Source organism: Thermoanaerobacter sp. YS13 (assembly GCF_000806225.2).
Classification (GTDB): Bacteria; Bacillota; Thermoanaerobacteria; order Thermoanaerobacterales; family Thermoanaerobacteraceae; genus Thermoanaerobacter; species Thermoanaerobacter uzonensis.
In genome coordinates, this window is record NZ_JOOI01000001.1 from 746,288 (window position 1) to 764,138 (window position 17,851).

General features: G+C 32.5%; 14 protein-coding genes and 1 pseudogene. 1 reads left to right on the top strand and 14 read right to left on the bottom strand.

Annotation, left to right across the window (positions count from 1 at the left end):
• Nucleotides 1–25: 25 nt before the first annotated feature.
• The 14 genes and pseudogenes from THYS13_RS03880 to THYS13_RS03945 all read right to left on the bottom strand — a co-directional run bounded on the left by THYS13_RS03880 (nucleotide 26) and on the right by THYS13_RS03945 (nucleotide 17,165).
• Nucleotides 26–1,075 carry a LacI family DNA-binding transcriptional regulator gene (locus THYS13_RS03880; RefSeq protein ID WP_042833236.1) on the bottom strand — a complete coding sequence of 350 codons (1,050 nt, stop codon included), beginning with the start codon at nucleotides 1,073–1,075 and terminating at the stop codon, nucleotides 26–28.
• A gap of 412 nt (nucleotides 1,076–1,487) precedes the next feature.
• A complete protein-coding gene (locus THYS13_RS03885; RefSeq protein ID WP_235603228.1) occupies nucleotides 1,488–1,832 on the bottom strand; it encodes a transposase in 345 nt (114 codons plus the stop codon).
• A gap of 153 nt (nucleotides 1,833–1,985) precedes the next feature.
• Nucleotides 1,986–2,750, bottom strand: a pseudogene (gene istB / locus THYS13_RS03890) (IS21-like element helper ATPase IstB); the annotation flags it as partial.
• A gap of 8 nt (nucleotides 2,751–2,758) precedes the next feature.
• On the bottom strand, nucleotides 2,759–3,961 hold the full coding sequence (gene istA / locus THYS13_RS03895; protein WP_042833238.1) for an IS21 family transposase: 1,203 nt from the start codon (nucleotides 3,959–3,961) through the stop codon (nucleotides 2,759–2,761).
• Nucleotides 3,962–4,105: 144 nt separating this feature from the next.
• Nucleotides 4,106–4,603, bottom strand: coding sequence for a hypothetical protein (locus tag THYS13_RS03900; RefSeq protein ID WP_065214129.1), 498 nt, complete (start codon nucleotides 4,601–4,603; stop codon nucleotides 4,106–4,108).
• Nucleotides 4,604–4,774: 171 nt separating this feature from the next.
• Entirely contained in the window at nucleotides 4,775–5,917 is a 1,143-nt protein-coding gene (locus THYS13_RS03905) for a glycerate kinase (protein WP_042833944.1), read from the bottom strand.
• Between the two features lie 207 nt (nucleotides 5,918–6,124).
• Nucleotides 6,125–7,381 carry an MFS transporter gene (locus tag THYS13_RS03910; protein ID WP_042833240.1) on the bottom strand — a complete coding sequence of 419 codons (1,257 nt, stop codon included), beginning with the start codon at nucleotides 7,379–7,381 and terminating at the stop codon, nucleotides 6,125–6,127.
• Nucleotides 7,382–7,420: 39 nt separating this feature from the next.
• Nucleotides 7,421–8,419 (bottom strand): 4-hydroxythreonine-4-phosphate dehydrogenase PdxA, encoded by a 999-nt coding sequence (gene pdxA, locus THYS13_RS03915; RefSeq protein WP_042833241.1) that lies wholly within the window; start codon nucleotides 8,417–8,419, stop codon nucleotides 7,421–7,423.
• A 6-nt stretch (nucleotides 8,420–8,425) separates the two neighbouring features.
• Nucleotides 8,426–9,712, bottom strand: coding sequence for a four-carbon acid sugar kinase family protein (locus THYS13_RS03920; RefSeq protein WP_042833242.1), 1,287 nt, complete (start codon nucleotides 9,710–9,712; stop codon nucleotides 8,426–8,428).
• A gap of 25 nt (nucleotides 9,713–9,737) precedes the next feature.
• Nucleotides 9,738–10,499: a DeoR/GlpR family DNA-binding transcription regulator gene (locus THYS13_RS03925; RefSeq protein ID WP_029689261.1), complete on the bottom strand. Its 762-nt coding sequence runs from the start codon at nucleotides 10,497–10,499 to the stop codon at nucleotides 9,738–9,740.
• A 753-nt stretch (nucleotides 10,500–11,252) separates the two neighbouring features.
• A complete protein-coding gene (locus THYS13_RS03930) occupies nucleotides 11,253–12,491 on the bottom strand; it encodes a 6-phosphofructokinase (protein ID WP_042833243.1) in 1,239 nt (412 codons plus the stop codon).
• 25 nt (nucleotides 12,492–12,516) lie between these two features.
• Nucleotides 12,517–13,488, bottom strand: coding sequence for a class II fructose-1,6-bisphosphate aldolase (gene fba, locus THYS13_RS03935; RefSeq protein WP_042833245.1), 972 nt, complete (start codon nucleotides 13,486–13,488; stop codon nucleotides 12,517–12,519).
• A 226-nt stretch (nucleotides 13,489–13,714) separates the two neighbouring features.
• Nucleotides 13,715–14,914: an LCP family protein gene (locus tag THYS13_RS03940; protein WP_042833246.1), complete on the bottom strand. Its 1,200-nt coding sequence runs from the start codon at nucleotides 14,912–14,914 to the stop codon at nucleotides 13,715–13,717.
• Nucleotides 14,915–15,473: 559 nt separating this feature from the next.
• On the bottom strand, nucleotides 15,474–17,165 hold the full coding sequence (locus THYS13_RS03945; RefSeq protein ID WP_042833247.1) for an SWIM zinc finger domain-containing protein: 1,692 nt from the start codon (nucleotides 17,163–17,165) through the stop codon (nucleotides 15,474–15,476).
• Nucleotides 17,166–17,418: 253 nt separating this feature from the next.
• Here THYS13_RS03945 and THYS13_RS03950 point away from each other — a divergent pair, with 253 nt between their 5' ends.
• Nucleotides 17,419–17,835, top strand: a complete 417-nt coding sequence (locus THYS13_RS03950; protein WP_029689246.1) for a secondary thiamine-phosphate synthase enzyme YjbQ — start codon at nucleotides 17,419–17,421, stop codon at nucleotides 17,833–17,835.
• Nucleotides 17,836–17,851 lie beyond the last annotated feature (16 nt).

The following is a 17,851-nucleotide window of genomic DNA, read 5'->3' on the forward strand; positions in this document are numbered from 1 at the left end:
GCAAAAATTTATCTTCAAACGAATTTTAATAACGGTTTTCTATAATAGTGCCTTCATTTACATTTACATACAAACAACCACATGACTCTCTAATCTTTAATTCCACCGGAACAATAATTTCTTTTTCTTTAATAAACTCATTTTTAGTAATTTGTTTAAATAAAAGCTCCGCAGCATATTCTCCTATCCTATATGGAACCTGTGCAACAGCAGTTAAGTGTGGTCTTAAAACATCTCCGCTTTCGAAATCATCAAATCCTACAACTGCAATATCCCTCGGGACTTCCAAAGAATATTTTTTAGTAGCTTTAATAGCACCTAAAGTCATTACGTGGTTACATCCAAAAATAGCTTGAGGCTTATTAGAAAAGAGAACTTTTTCAATAGCTTTACACCCGTCTTCAATTGTCCTATTTCCTTCAATTACCCGTACTTTCAGATTTGCCTCTTCCATTGCTTTTTTATAGCCTTCAAACCTCTCTCCTACAGGGTCAATGTCTAACTCTGTAGCTAAAAACACTATACTCCTATATCCATGAACTTCAATTAAATGTTTTGTCAATAAATAAGCTCCTTCTTCGTTGTTTACTTTTACTACAATACCGTCCCAGTCCTTTGGCTTTCTATCTATAAACACCACGGGAATTAACCCAGCATGTTTTTTCAAATAGCTTTGCGAGCCTGGAGCGGGAATAATAATCATACCTTCTACCTGTTTTTCGATAAAAAATTGGTAATACATTTTCTCCTTTTCAATATTTTCATCAGAATTCGCAAAAATTATATTATAATGATTTTTAATAGCCACATTTTCTATGCCTTTCATTACATTGCCAAAAAAGCTATTTGCAATATCTGAAATTATGACTCCAATAGTATAAGTCCTTTTTATACGCAAACTTTTTGCCAAAGCATTGGGTCTATAACCTAATTTCTCGATAGCATCTAGAACTTTTTTCTTAGTAATTTCTGTCACTTCAGAAGAATCGTTTATAACTCGCGATACAGTTTTTATGGAAACACCTGCATATTCTGCAACATCCTTAATAGTAGGAGAAGATTTTTGTTTTTTCATACCGCCACCCTATTCTACTTGTAATATTAGGTAAAACGTTAGACAAATTAATCCTCAATATTTATAAAAAATAATTACATTAATTACTTTTTACTCTTATATTTGGTAAAAATTTTTGATTTATACAAATTTTTATGTATTTTATCTTGTATAAATTAGATATATTTTTACTATCGTTGTCTTTCATCTTATTAAATAATATTCTACATAAAATAAAAAAATCCTTCTTTATTTAAAAAATTTTTTATGAAAATTTGATTCTAGTGTAGAAACTCAATTTTAGAATCTGCTTTTCTGTACTTTGACAATTTTTTTAGGTAAATTGTGGTAATTTGCACCTATGATAACAAAAATCCAGTGTAAAGTCTGCCGAGAAAAGCTTACATTTTACCTTTATAATACGTTATACCATTTATTGAGTAAATATGGGCACACTTCCCCCTCGGACCTTTGGAATAGCTTTTTTAGCTTGCTCCAACATATATCTTGCAAAACGCTTAAAGTTCTGGGCCAATACCTTTAAGCCTATGTTTACTCTACATTTTACAAGTCCTCTTACTCGAAGCTTCGAAAGACCATGACCACTTTTCAAGGCTGAATTGGTACCTTCTATTGCAGCTCTTTTGCTCTTGTTTTCCTCACACCTACATTCTATCTTTTCCCGTTGTTTGGCTGCTTCTATCGATTTTAGATTTATCCTCACCACGTAATCTTTTTTCTGTTCTTTGCAGTAACATTGATTTTTCAATTCACACATTGTACAGGCTTCTTTTGGAAAATGGGCCACCGTCTGCCCGTTCTTAACACCGGCATGGATTCGTATTATTCCCCTTGGACACTTTGTTATAACTTGTAAAAGTCAATATATTTTTGTACAAAAAGTGGAATATAATTTTGTACAAAAAATGTACTAAGATGCATTCGAAGAACTGTTAAAATATTCAACTTTTGACTTTAATCTATATGAAGGCCCTTTTATTGATATAACATGCGAATGATGAAGTAATCTATCCAATATTGCATTGGCTAATGTTGCTGATCCAAATACTTCTGCCCAATTAGAAAAGGGCATATTAGTTGTAATAATAGTACTATGCTTTTCATACCTTTTAGATATTAGCTGAAAAAATATATTTGAAGCATCTGTGTCTATTGGTAAATACCCTACTTCGTCTATTATTAACACTTTATACTTTGAAAAATGTTTTAATCGGATCTCTAAACGGTTTTCTGCTAATGCCTTTTTTAATTGAGACATTAATTCTTGAAAATGAATAAAATATGTAGAATATCTGTGCTTAGCACATTCTATCCCTATGGCGGCGGCAAGATGTGTCTTGCCTACCCCGGGGGTTCCTACAAACAATATATTTTCGTTATTTTCTACAAATCTTAAACTTTTTAAATCAAGAATTTCTTGTTTGTTTATGCTTGGTTGAAATTCAAAATCAAAATCATCAAGTTCTTTTAAAAAAGGGAAGTTTGCTACTTTAACACATGCAAGTATTGCTTTTTCTTGTTTTGATTTTATTTCTAAATTGCTTAGTTCATATAGAGCATCTATAACACTTTTTTCTCCTGATTTAATCAGTTTTAAGTACATATCTATATTATTTTTTATGTTATTTAATCCAAGCTCTTCTAAATTGTTTAATAGCTTAGTATAGTTACTTACACCCTCACCTACCTATGCAATAATTTATCCAATTCGTTAAGATTATTTGTGCATATTTGTTCAATATCCTCTCTATTTTTGATAAGATTTTCCATTAATTCTCTATAATGAGATTCATGATAATTTATCTTTTTATCACTTAATATATGGACAGATATCAAATCTGTGTTAAAATATACATGTAACTCATTTTCTACTGTTTTAAGAGTTACAGTTTTATTTATATATTTTGGAGGGACTGAGTATCTACTACCTTTGTAATATATCGTAGAATCTTTATGGACAGTTGCTTTTTGTTCGAAGTTCATATAACTTTCTATGATATCATTACTTGGTAGCGGAGATAGATACTCCTTCTCTTTTTGGAATAATATTATCGGTTGTATCCCTGTTGATTGATTTGTGGATTGATTAACTTTTTTGTTTATTTCATCAATTATCTTTATTAAATCTTCTTCATTTTCAAATTCACCATTGTATGGCAGTAACCAGTCAATAAATTTATTAGATGATTCCACCTTTCCTTTTGTATATGAGTGTCTTGGTTTACATAAGCGTATCTTAAAGCCAAAATCATTTGCAAATGCTTTTATTTTATTATTTATCTTCCTCCCCTCGTTTGTTATATCAACTACTGTTTTCATATTGTCAAAAAGTATTTCCTCCGGAACACCTCCTGTAGCTTTAAATGCGTTTATCAAGCATCCAATTACATCTTGTTGAGTTTTTGCTTTCCTATATTCAAAGTAGCAATATCTTGAATATCCAAGTTTATAGTTAAATACATTAACAACGAATTCTTCTCCATATCTCGAAACTAATTTTATGTCTTCCTTCCAATCTACCTGGGCCTGTTTCCCCGCAGGAGTTTCGAATCGTGGATGATCACTTGCTTTTTTAGTAGGTTTCAACCCCTTTCTCTTTACATATTTGTTGAAATTAGAATATGTTCCAATATCATAATTTTTAGAAACAAAGTATTCATATACTCCCTTTACCGTAACCCCCTTTATCTCAAGCTTTGCTTTTATTTCATCATAGTATTTATCTAATTTACTTTGTTTATTTCTTGTTTTTGGCTTGCCTTCATATCCTTCATAATACTTTTTAACAGTTCTCCTATCTATTCCATATTCTCTTGCTAATTCTGAAAAATTAGGTTTTATCTCCATAGCCTTAAATATACTAATTTGACCTAATAGATTTTTCATTTTTGGTATCCCTCCTACAAACAGAAGGATACCAAATTTATGTACAAATTTGTACATTTTTATTTTCCACTTTTCGTACATTCTTATTTTATCATTTACATAACTTTCATTTCTTCATCTATTTCATATTCGGTCACTGATATCCTAGAAATAGGCTTCCTGCCGCTTAAGTCGGTAAAGTGGAATTCCACACCGTTTTCTTTTAAAAAACACTTTTACAATTTGCACTACTTCTTCGGAGTAATAACCACCGTCTACATAGACTTCTTGGCATTCGGTATTTTGTTTTACAATAGGTAGTCTTTCTTTTAAAAGTTCTACATCGCTTTTTATGTTCTTTTCTACCGTATAGTCTGTTATGAGCTGGAAGGGATTTTCTTTTGAACAGGTTTCGCTAAGGTTTAAAACGTATCCGCTTTCAGCTTTGTTCCCCTTCTTGCGATAAGTAGCATCCTCATCGTATGCTGACTGAAGGAAATCGCTGGGTATGCTTTTGCTATCTTTGGCCTTGAGCTTCTTGGTTTTTTCGTCGTAGTACGCCTGTTCTGACAGGAATCTTGTGAGGAGGTTAGTTGTATAATTAAATGCAACAGATAAAAAAATAGCAACCATAGTGAAAATCGTGTATGATATAGGTGTCAACTAAACATCATACAAGGAGGATTTTCACTATGGTTCATAATAATTGTACCACAAAAAAACGTTCTTTTAAACACTTAAGTAGCTATCAATCTTTTGCCCTGTTAATTTTAGTTTAATTAAAGTAAATTTTTTACAACTTATACTTTATTTTTCATCACATGCTGTGTTTTATTAATCTTGAGTGGCTAATTGGTATACTAAAATAGTCCTCATGATGTCTTCCATTCTATCAACAATGAGAGAATAAGCACTTCTCATTGCTTCCTCTATTGACATAGGTTTATTGACAATACTAAAAAAAGCTGTGACTCCTATGTCATACAGTTTTTTATAGTCCTTACCTAACCCACCTGATAGTATTATAACCGGCTTACCATACTTTTTCGCAAGCTTTGCAATTCCAGCTGGTGCTTTACCAAAAACTGTCTGGAAATCAGTATTTCCCTCTCCTGTTACCACTAAATCGCAGTCTTTTATCTTTTCTTCTAATTTTGCAATTTCCATTACTATTTCTATCCCTGGTTTCAATTTAGCATTTAAAAATGCCATTAGTCCAAATCCTAATCCCCCTGCTGCTCCTGCACCTGGAATATTCGAATAATCCTTACCAGTTGTTTTTGTAACAATCTGTGCAAAGTGCTTTAAATTCTCATCTAAAATTTTCACCATTTTAGGAGTTGCTCCTTTTTGTGGTCCGTATACAGCTGATGCACCCCTTTCGCCACATAGAGGATTATCAACGTCTGATGCCACAATAAATTCACTGTCATATATCCTTTTGTCAATATTGCTTAAATCTATTTTTTCTATTTTATTAAGCTCTCCTCCACCGTAGCTTATTTCATTGCCATTAATGTCAAGGAACCTAACTCCTAAGGCTTGTGCCATTCCTGCTCCACCATCATTTGTGGCACTTCCACCTATTCCTATAATAAATTTGCGGCACCCTCTCTCCAAAGCTAACTTGATTAGCTCTCCTACTCCGTAGGTAGTTGTTTTAAGAGGATTTCTCATGTGTTCGGGAATTAAGTATAAACCTGAAGAAGCAGCCATTTCAATTACAGCCGTTCCGTCATTTAATATACCATAAAAGGCTTTTACTTTTTTCCCTAAAGGTCCCGTTACATATGCATCAATTATTTCTCCACCGGCAGACATTACAAGCGCTTCAACCGTTCCTTCTCCTCCATCTGCTATTGGAACAGGAATTATCTCTGCATTTATAACTTTTTTTATCCCCTCTTCTAAAGCATTACATACTTCTTTTGAAGATAAACTACCTTTGAATGAATCGGGTGCAAGTAAAATCTTCAAAAACATCACTCCCGCTTCCTTATTTTTTTACTTATTTTACTAGATATAACTAGATATAAATATAAATTTCAATATTCGGGGGCTATTCCCTCCCCGAATATTGAAATAAGTTCTCTAATCAAATCGATTATTAATTAAATTTTAACTATTTGTTTAAATCAAAAAATATAATTTTTTATTAATTTTCCCCTTTCTTTAAATTAGCTTTTAACCCACTGAGCTGTGTTTTACCGACGCATGATTCACATATCTTAGTCCTAGTGCTATAATAGCCGTAACTAGCAAGAATACACCTAACACAATAAAGCCTAAAAAACCTGAATAATTTCCCTTAATCCACCCAACTATATAGGGACCAAGGAATCCACCCAAATTGCCTATGGCATTTATTAATCCCATAGCTGCTGCAGCTAATTCTGGTCTTAATATATCAGTCGGAATTGCCCAAAATGGACCATAGGGAGAATAAGCACCAATTGCTGCTATAATTAAGAATATCATTTTTGTAAATGGTGTATGTGCCAAAAACTGTCCACCAATCAGTCCAAAAGCTCCAATTATAAGAGGAATAGCAACATGAATTTCTCTTTGCTGATTTTTATCGGACCATGAAGAATTTATAGCCATACCAATCATAGCAAAAGCAAATGGTACAGCAGATATTAACCCTACTACAAAAGAAGTAAAATTCTCAAAACTTTTTACAACACTTGGTACCCACATTGTATATCCATAAAATCCAGACATCCAAAAGAAATATGCTGTTACAAGTAAAAGAACTGTTTTATTTGTAAAAGCTGATAAATAACCAGTGCCTTTAGGTTTGTTGATGTTTTCTTGTTCTATTGTTTTTATAATATATTCTCTTTCTGCTTCTGATATCCATTTAGCTCTTGATGGCTTATCATCAATAGTAATCCACCAAACAGCCGCCCATAAAAGTGGTAATAAACCCTCTATAAAGAAAACCATGCGCCAGTTCGTTATTGAAAGTAACCATCCAGTAATTGGGGCCATAACAATAGCGGATAAGGGCAAGTTAATCATCCAAAAAGCATTTGCTCGAGCCCTTTCCTTCGCAGGAAACCATGTAGCCAATAAAACCAAAACTGCTGGCCAAACACCACCTTCAAAAACTCCTAGTAAAAATCTGATTATAAAAAGTTGTGTTGCATTTTTTACTAAACCTGTAGCCATTGCCATAGCACTCCATAAAATCATTAGAATAAAAACTACTTTTTTAGCACTCCATTTATTTGCTAATATTGCACCCGGTATTTGCAGTATCATATATCCAATAAAGAATATACCTGCTGCAAGTCCCATGTCAGCACTAGATAGATGAATAGATTTAGTCATATATGGTAAAATCATAGCAACATTGATTCTGTCCATATAAGCAGTCATATACATTACAAAAGCAACAGGTATAATTCGGCTCCAACGTTTTGATGTACTCTCCATATTAGCATTCTCCTTTCATGAAAATATTTTTGATTTTATTTACATTCTATAAACTTTTGCATAAAAAGCCGCTAATTTAATTGCCTCCTCCATACTGATAGAACTTGCAATATTCTTACCTGCAATATCAAAAGCTGTACCATGATCAACAGATGTTCTAATAAATGGCAATCCCAAAGTTACAGATATAGTTCGCTCAAAATCAACCATCTTTGTAGCAATATGTCCCTGATCATGGTATAGTGATATAACAGCATCAAAAGCACCTTTTAGCGCTATATAAAAAACTGAGTCCGCTGCTATTGGCCCTGTTACATCTATCTCAAGGTTTTTAGCTCTCTCAATTGCAGGTATTATCTCTCTCACCTCCTCATCTCCAAATAACCCGTGCTCTCCACTATGCGGATTTAAGCCTGCTACCGCAATTTTCGGTTTTTCTATACCTAAGCTTTTTAAAGCATTATTGCATTTTAAGATATAGTCATAAACTCTTTCTTTTTTTATCATCTCTACTGCTTGTTTAAGCGATACATGCCTAGTTAGAAAAAACACTCTCAAATTACGCACTTGAAACATTGTCAGTGGATCAACAGTATCTGTAAGTCCTCCAAGTATTTCAGTATGCCCCACATAATCTATTCCAGCAGCTTTAAGGGCTTCTTTATTAATTGGAGTAGTTGCCATCGCATTCGCGTACCCATTTTGAATTATTTCAACTGATTTTTTAATAAATTCAAAGGCAGCTTTACCCGCTTCAGCTTGAACTTTACCAAACTCAATATTATTGGAATCAACATTATTCAAGTTAATTAAATCTATGGTGCCATACTCAAATTTCTCCTCTCCTATAATATTGACAATATTAATATTTAAACTTAAATTAGTTACATTTAATGCTCTTTTTATGGCCATTAATTCACCTACAACTAACGGTTTTGAAACAGAATAAATCTCTTTATTAGTTAATGCTTTAACAACTATTTCAGGACCTATTCCTGCAACATCACCAATGGGTATTATTACAACTGGTCTATCCATCTTAGCTTAATTTCTCCTTTCAATATTTTTTTCAATATATGAAACTATATAATCGAGAGTTTTTTCGTCTCCAACCAATCCTCCTTTGGTTATTATGTTCAAACCATTAAATTCACCTCCTATTATCTTCCCATGTACAGCTAATGGAATAACTTGCTCTATAATCTCAATTCCTACTGCATTTATATTCTTTAAAAACTCTTGTGTTATATCACCTCCACTTACATACACAGAACTTACTTTAAAAATAGGATTCTGCAAAATGTACTTAGTTATTTTACTTAATCCATCTGAGATTTTGTATGATATTGTATTTGGACTAACGTTATATTGTTTGGATAATAATTTTAAGTCTAAAACGTCTTCACTTTTTAGTGAAGTCGTTATACATAAATATTTGTTTCCTTTATTATTTTTTATATAGTAAGGGATTCTTGTTATTTCTTCGCTTAAATTTTCAATCACGTTTCTTATATTAACATTCCAGATTAATATATTTCTCTGCTTTGAAATATAATCAATCTGTTTTCTTGTTAGATCTGTTGTACTACCAATAATCATTAAAATTTTGTGTTCTTTACCCTCGTTATAATTTTGTCCTAATAAGTTTTTAGCCATTGCTGTAGTAAAAGGTCCAGGGTCTATACAAACGATAGGTATTTTTGACAATATACACGCTTTTGCAATTGTATCAATGTCCTCATCCGTAGCAGCGTCTATAACAATTATCTCATTTAAATCGTTTGCAATTTTTTCACTTAAAACAACATAACCTTTCATTACATCTTCCAAATAAATATATCCGATATTTTTATTACTTTGCCCTTTTATTATATCTATTATTTTTGAGGACTTAACTGGCGTCTTAGGATCTTTTGAAACACCTGTTCTTTGTAAAGGTATAGAATTGACAAGGAGGTATCCTCCAACTGAAATTCGCCCAGAAGAAGGGTATGCCACCACAACAATAGCTTTATATCCCTGTTTTAATCCATCTAGAACACCATCTATTTCAGCTCCAATATTTCCTCTTAAAGTACTATCTATTCTTTTGCTAATTAAGTCTACTTTTTCTCTAAATTGGTTGACTACATTTTTTACTGTCTCATATGCATAACTAGGTTCTTGTGCTCTTGTATCTGTGTTTATACAAACTACATCTTTGTCTATAGAACAATCTGCTATACTTCGATAACTTAATAACGAAATAGAATTAAATCCACTTTCTTTCAACAAAGCTCCCGTCGCATTTGCTCCTGTAAAGTCATCTGCAATAACCAAAATTTTGGGCATCAATAATATCCTCCTTTATCTACATTTAAACCAAATACAGTGTTGGAACTAATTTTTTTAGATCTTCTATTATTTTTTCATCTAAAAGTGAATCGCTTATTAAAATATCAATTTCACTTATTCTACATATTTTTGCAAGTGACCTCTTGTTAAACTTACTATGATCAGCAAGCAAAACAGACTTATTTGCACTTTGAATCATTTTTTTCTTCAAAAAAGACTTTTCAACTGTTGGGGTAGAAACCATATATTCCTCATCAATTGATGATACTCCTATAAACGCGTAATCTACATTAATCGATTTTATAAATTCCTCTGCATAATTCCCAATTAAAGCCCCTACATTTGATTGAACTAATCCTCCGGTACAAAACACTTTTATATTTGAGTTAGTATAAAGCTCAATTGCGATCTTTATATCATTTGTTATAACAGTTATATCTTTTGTGTATTTCAAATTCTTTGCTACTTCCAGACATGTTGTTCCCGCATCAAGTATTATAGATTGCCCTTCCTTGACAAATTCCGCAGCTTTTTTACCGATTCTTTCCTTCTCAGCTTTGTTTATCACTTCTTTATTTGAGTACGGAATCTCATAGTTCAATATATTAGAATATACAGCTCCTCCGTGAGTTCTTAATACTATACCTCTTTCTTCTAAATATGCAAGATCACGTCTTATAGTCATTGGCGATACTTTTAATTTTTGGGATAGCTCTTCTACTTCAACTTTTCCATTTTCTTTTAATACACTTATAATTTTAATGCGCCTTTCTTCGGGTAACATTTTCATTCTCCTTGTTTATTTTTATCGATTATATATGTTTATTTATGTTCATATATGTTATATTCGACATAATTTAAAAAAATCCTTCTTAAAGTTTTAAAAAATCTTATAGATTATTGTTCTAAAAACATCTGTAAAAAAGCTGTTTCTTTTTATCTTGGTTGTATTTATTATAAAATCAATTTCCATTCACATTATTTAAGCACTAATAGTTAAGCAGGCTAAGTAATTTTTGGCATTATTCCTTAATATATATTGCTTACTCTCCTTCCTTACTCTCTTTTTCTAATCTAGCATCTAGTAAAATTTGATTTTATTTTGCCATTTTAAGAGCTAAAGATGAAAAGCTAGCCAAATTCTTAGAGTCTGTACTTAATCAAATACTAATCACTCAAGCTATTGAGCAAATCAAAACTCATTGATGATAGTTGATTAATTTTAGATAGAGAAAAATCTTTCCCATAAGGAAGGAATTTTTATTGACAATAACAAGTTGATAAAAAAACCTGCCAGCTAGCAGGTAAAATAGTTTATCTTTCAATTATTTCTTTTATACATTTGCTTGACGACATATTTTGACATATAAAAATAATTTCTCCCGAGAGCCAATCGATTTAAGTTTTGTACACGGAATTTGAAGCTCCTTTATTTGATTATTTTACAAGATTGCTCGAAATTTTAAGAAAAAAAAACGGAGAATAAAACAGGAGTAATTTCACCTGTTGTTATCTCCAGACAAAGCCTAATACGACTTTACCATAGATTGTATTGGTGTTTTAGGCTTATATATTGAGGCAGCCCCTCTACCGGAATTTTTACCTCACCGTGTATTAAAGGCCTTGCGTAGTTGAAAAATTCCTCTTTTACATAAGTGCCGTCCTCTGTTATCCAGGATGAAGGTAGCAGTTTTTCCTCGTTGCATACTTCTCCCGCGTTTACCACTTCGATGTGTGTGGTATAAGGATTGTCGCTATCTCTTATGATAGCCACCATTTTACCGCTTTCACCGTTTAATGCAAACTGCACCGCTTTTCTGCCAACTTTTTCTGCTTCTTCAAAGTCCACCTGGGAGGCAAAGTGAAGAGCGCTTCTCTGTGTAAAACCTAATCTTGTCATTCTTACCCTTTTATATATCTTTTGTTTTATCAGGTATTCTAAGTAATCGCCAACTCCGCCTAACTGAGTGTGTCCAAAACTGTCCTGTTTGTAGGAACCAGAGCCTGCTTCAACATAATTACCACTTTCATCTTTAATTCCTTCTGAAATGGTGATAAAGACGTTGCCGTACTCTTTGTAAGCTTCATTTACTTCTTCCAGAAATTTTTCTTCGTTGAAAGGTACCTCAGGAAGATATATAAGATGTCTTAAGTTAGGGAGTCGGTCTTTTACTAGAGCAGAAGAAGCAGCCAGCCATCCAGCGTTTCTCCCCATCACTTCAAGTACATTTATTGTTTTTGTCTCGTATGCTTCTCCGTCCAGCGCAAGTTCTAACGTTACAGTTGCAATAAATTTTGCTGCACTGCCAAAACCCGGAGAATGGTCTGTAAATACGAGGTCGTTGTCTATCGTCTTGGGTATGCCGATGACGTTTATTTCAAATCCCACTTCTTTTGCGTAGCTGTGAATTTTATGGACAGTTTCCATTGAATCGTTTCCGCCGATATAGAAAAAGTATTTTATATTGTACTCTTTGAAGATTTCAAATAATTTTTTGTACTCTTCATCATTTTCCCTGTAATCCTTTAACCTGTATCTGCAAGAGCCCAGCACTGCTGAAGGAGTAAACCTCATCTGGTTTATTTTATCGTAGGGTATGTCAAATACGTCAATTATCTTTTTTTTTAAAATACCTTCTATGCCGTTTATCCCGCCGTAGACTTTGTCAATTTTAGAAAAGGTTGAGGCTTCCATTATCACCCCATACAGGCTTGAATTTATGACAGCTGTGGGACCTCCTGACTGAGCTACCAGGCAATTGACTTTAGAAGACATGGCTATACCCCCATACTATAATTTTCTAATTTTTACTTTTATTTATTTCTTCTAAAATGGCTGGTGCCCAATTGCTGCACCCCAGGACATTTTTCATCTTATGTTTTACTATCGTCTTTATAGCTTCCCTTCCTTCTTTTAAGTACTGCCTCGGGTCAAAATTTTCAGGATGTTCCGCCAGGTGTTTTCTTATGGCTGCGGTCATGGCAAGCCTTAAGTCTGTATCTATGTTAATCTTCAATACGCCCATAGTAGCAGCATTTCTTAGAATGTCTTCAGGAACACCTTTAGCTCCAGCAATATTTCCGCCATACTTATTACATATTTCAACAAATTCTGGAATTACCGTGGAAGCACCGTGAAGAACTATAGGGAATCCTTCTGGAAATCTTTTTACTATCTCCTGTAATCTTTCAAAATCCAGTTTGGGATCACCTTTGAATTTATAGGCGCCGTGACTGGTTCCAATAGCTACTGCCAGCGAATCAACCCCGGTTCGCTCTACGAATTCTGCTGCCTGATCAGGGTTAGTCAAAAAAGCTTCATGCTCTTTTACTTTCACATTGTCTTCAATTCCGGCTAAGGTTCCGAGTTCGCCTTCCACAACTACACCTCTTTCATGTGCGTAATCTACCACTCTTTTTGTAAGCTTAACGTTTTCTTCAAAAGGAAGCTTGGAACCGTCAATCATAACAGAGGTAAATCCACCGTCTATGCACTCCTTGCAGATTTCAAAGTCTTCACCGTGGTCAAGATGTAAGGCTATTGGTATGTCCGCAGCTTCCTGAACAGCAGCTTCTACGAGTTTGACCAAATAGATGTGCTTTGCGTATTTTCTAGCCCCAGGAGAAACCTGAAGTATCACTGGTGCCTGCTCTTCTTTTGCTGCTTCAATTATACCCTGTATAATTTCCATGTTGTTGATGTTGAAGGCTCCTATAGCGAATTTGCCCTCATAAGCTTTTTTAAACATTTCCTTAGTGGTAACCAATGGCATTTAAATCTCCCCCTCTTTGGTAATTTGTTGAGCATGGTGAATAAAAATACCGATTGAGTTATTAATTTTATTTTAAACTATTTCATTGTAAAAGTACATAACTTTAAAAAATAAAATTTTATGAGTATATGACTTGATTCATTTATACAGCAGGATTATCGACATAGAAGTAAATCATGTAATTCCCAAATGAAACCAGTTTTATAGTTTTCTATTACTCTTATTTTTACTTTGATTTGTCATTCCCTAATATCACCGTTACATCTACAGGTGAGTCGTGAGAAATGTCTTTTTCTACGGAAAGTATAGAAAGGGCATTTGCTACTTTTTTAGCTTTTTCTTCATTAGTTCTGGCATATACGTGGGATGAGAAAAATGTAGTTCCTATAACATTTCCTATTCTTACTACATCAAATCCTTGTCTTTTCAATATTTCCGCGTATTTTGAAGCTAGTCCCTCTATATTTGTCCCATTTAATATTTCCACTCTTATATTTTTATTTTCTTCTCCAGTAGATGTATTGGATAGTAAGTTCTTCTTACCTAAAAACTTTGCCACCATCTCAGGAATTTTAGTAGAGTCTGCAAAGAAATAACTAACACCATCTTTATACCCTGGTTCACCGGGCAGTGTAAAAGTATTTACAGTAAAAGGTTTATTTTTTATAAATTGGTAACTATACTCTGTTATTTCTGATGCAGTCAAATCTGTCTTTACATATTTAGTTATGGTAATAGCCAACGAAGGAAGTTTGGGCAGAATAGAAGGTTGCGTCAATTTTTTGAATATAGCCTCAAGAAATTGATGCTGTGCTCTTATCCTCCCAAGGTCAGCATCAGGATAACCATATCTATATCTCACAAATTCCATTGCTTTTTCCCCATTTAATACTTGCCATCCTTTTTTTAAGTCTATATGAAGAGGAGGATCAGCACTGTTATCGTCATATTTCATATCAAAAGGAACATATACTTCTACTCCTCCAAGTATATCTATTACTTTTTTAAAGCCTTCATAATTTAAAATTATATAATTATCTATTTTTATTCCAAGCAGGTTTTCTATAGCTTTTTTTGTTCCTTCTATTCCTTCTTCAGAAAAGGCAGCGTTTATTTTTTTATCACCAGGAGCGTTATAGCCTGGACGATGATAATAAGTATCTCTTGGAATCGACAAGATATTTATACTTTTATTTTCAGGATTGTAGTTTACTATAAATAAGGTATCAGATAAGTTGTTTTCATCGCTTCCTATAACAACGATATTTTTCTGAGTAAAAGATTCGTTTTTAGAAGGAATATTTGAAGAAGGGTTTCCATTTTGAACAGCAGATACATGTATATTTCTATAAAATATAAGAGCTGCTATTCCTGTAGAAATTATAACTCCCACCAAAAGAAAGGATAATATTTTAAACAGTTTCATATTTTTTCCCTCCTAAATATCTTATTATGCTCATTTAGTCTATCACATATTATATATCTATTGTATATCACTTTGATTTGATAATGTCAATTAATGTGATGTTATTGTTATATAGAAAATTCGAAAGGCATTACATCTTTTTTTAAAAAAACTTTCATAATAAATAAAAAAAATAAAGACACCGAGACCGATAATATTACTTTCAGTGTCTTTAAAACAAGACAGGTAAAAATAGTGCCAATATTATAAATTTTTCTTTAAACTACTTGTTCTAATATGTGTTTTCTGGCTCCCTTGGCACTTGCATATTTAATTTTTAAATAGAATAAATTAAAGTAATTACATCATAAAATTTCTCAAAATCCAACTTTCATTAAATAATCAATGGCTTTTTGAAGCTCTGTTTGAACCTTTTTATATTCTATTCTCTTCCATTCTTTCAATAGAGGTATAAACCTGGCATTCTTCGTATTCTTGATTTTTTCGATTAAAAGAAGTATCATCCCTCGGTTTCTTATATTTTCCCTATATTTTAATGAAAAATTTCTTTAACCCTGCCTTACTTAATTTTTCTAAGTTCATCAATAAATGCTGGTCTTTTTTTATATAACCTCATTAGCTCATTTATAATTTCTTTTTGGCTTTGCTGTCCTGCTATTTTTTTATATCTTTTAAGTATTCCACATACTCTTTGATAGTCTTTTCTATTTGATGAAGAGCTTGCAGCAAGTTTTATATATTTTTTGTATACTTCAATAACTTCATCTTTAAACTTATCTTTTAGCTTATCTGCATATTCTTCTATTCTTGTTGGATTTTCTTTTACAAACTCCATAAGCTCATCCAAGTCATTTTCTTCTAATATGACCTTAAGATAAATATCTTTCCCATGCCATCCCTCGAAGCTTTTTAATTCTTGTTTTAAATTATTGTAAAACTCTGCTCTATCGCCAGTAATTAATTCCTTTAGTTCTCGATAGTATTCAAAATTTCCATCAAACAAAAGCTCTTTTGCCAATTTCATTTGTTCTTCTTTTAATGAAAGCTTTTTATAGGCTTCATATCTCATCTTTTTCCATTTTGATACTAAACCAGGATATTGCCTGTCTTGTTCCTCCCACTTTAAAGCTAATTCTATGACTTTCCCATAGTCTTTTTCTCTAAAGCTCTTTTGAATAAACACTTCTTTAAAAAAGTCAAATTCAAGATGTTCTTGTACGAATTGTTCTATTTCTTCTCTACTCCCATATCTCTCTTTTATTACATAAAGAATTTGAAGTAATTTTTCCGTAATATGTTTTCCATAGCGATTCTTAGTAGACCAATTACTTATAAGATATTCTATTTTCGACACCAGTTTATCTCTCAGTTCCTCTATGTCAACAAAGTCAGCACAAAGCCAAAGTATATCAATTCTATAACTTTCCCATCCATCAAAAATTTTGCTTTCACTTAATGTCAATAACCTATTAAATATCTCCCTTTTTAAATTTGCATCTAAGTTTTCACTCTGAGTTATTATGTCTCCTATAACTTCTATGGCGTCTGATATTAACAAATCTATACTTCCGCCCGAATCATCTGCGTATTCAAAAGCCTGTATCGCTTCTTCAAGTACTAAAAATGCAATATCCAATGCTAAGAATATATCCTCAGTGTCTCTGGCTTTCCACAATAAATCTCCCATTTCACTTGCAAAATCATATGTTTCATCATAAGAAATAAAACCATCTCTGCCCTTATATTTCTTAACAATAGAATTTATTAGTTTTCTGCACCTTATAAGTTCCTGTTTACTGTCAACTTTTGAATATCTCAAGACGAGCCTCTTTTTTAAAGTTTCATCCTCTCCTATTAAATCCATTAGGATATCTATTAACTCTTCTTTTGAAAGACTATCTAATACTTCTTTTATATCCTGTTTTATATCCTGCTGTTCTTTAGCTCTTTTTTGTACATTTGAAGCTTCATTTTGACTGCTAAAAAAAATCTCAACCAGTTTATAAAAAGCTGCTACCTGATGTTTACATACAGGACCATAATCATATGGGCAATTACATTCTGAATAGAGAATTTTCCCATTGTCATCAAGTTTTACTATAACCTCATAGTCATCATTACCTTGAATTTTGAAAATATATTCATTTTTCCCGGGATTATAAATGTCTATTATGTTCCCTCCAACATAGTAATCATAACCTCTATCTAAAATTATTTCATCGATATAGTCTTCAAAATCATATATAGTCATTTATACTTTCTCACCACTCTTTCTCAAAAAGACAACATTTTTTTGATAAATTTTATTTTTCCTGCTTGAATCGTCAAAAATAGTTATCACCTACCTTAGGTAACAGATTTATTTAATTATCCAATTACTTTAATAAAGTATTTCTCTACAAACTATAAAAATTCCTTCTTCCAAAATAATTTTTTCGTAAAAATATTAAAAAAATGATAAAATATAAATAAAATAAAAAAGCCACCACAAAGGAGGTATCCTCGTGAAGAGTTATAGAAAAGAGTTGTGGTTTGAAACAAAAAAGAGAAGAGAATTTATAAACATTACACCTCTTATAGAGGAATGCGTTAGGGAAAGCGGAATCAAGGAAGGGCTTCTTTTATGTAATGCAATGCACATTACCTCAAGTGTTTTTATAAATGACGATGAACCAGGCTTACATAAGGACTTTGAAAATTTCTTGGAAAAATTAGCCCCCGAAAAACCCTATGACCAATATTATCATAATACTTATGAAGATAATGCAGACGCTCATTTAAAGCGTACAATAATGGGTCGAGAAGTTGTAGTAGCTATAACAGATGGAAAATTAGATTTTGGTCCATGGGAACAAATCTTTTACGGTGAATTTGACGGAAGAAGGAAAAAGAGAGTGTTGGTCAAAATTATAGGTGAATAAAAAATCTCCAGTTTCC